This is a genomic window from Secundilactobacillus mixtipabuli, from assembly GCF_002217925.1.
Lineage (GTDB): Bacteria > Bacillota > Bacilli > Lactobacillales > Lactobacillaceae > Secundilactobacillus > Secundilactobacillus mixtipabuli.
The window spans coordinates 1-237 of record NZ_BCMF01000075.1; the positions used below are offsets into that span (position 1 = coordinate 1).

Genomic DNA, 237 nt, shown 5'->3' on the forward strand with positions numbered 1-237 from the left:
CTCCATCAGACTTTCGTCCATTGTGGAAGATTCCCTACTGCTGCCTCCCGTAGGAGTTTGGGCCGTGTCTCAGTCCCAATGTGGCCGATTACCCTCTCAGGTCGGCTACGTATCATTGTCTTGGTGAACCATTACTCCACCAACTAGCTAATACGCCGCGGGTCCATCCAGAAGTGATAGCCGAAACCATCTTTCAAACTGAAACCATGCGGTTTCAGTTGTTATACGGTATTAGCA

The 237-nt window shown here is 49.8% G+C and carries 1 rRNA gene; it reads right to left on the bottom strand.

Annotated elements, in window-relative coordinates:
* A 16S ribosomal RNA gene (locus tag IWT5_RS12065) occupies positions 1–237 on the bottom strand; the annotation flags it as partial.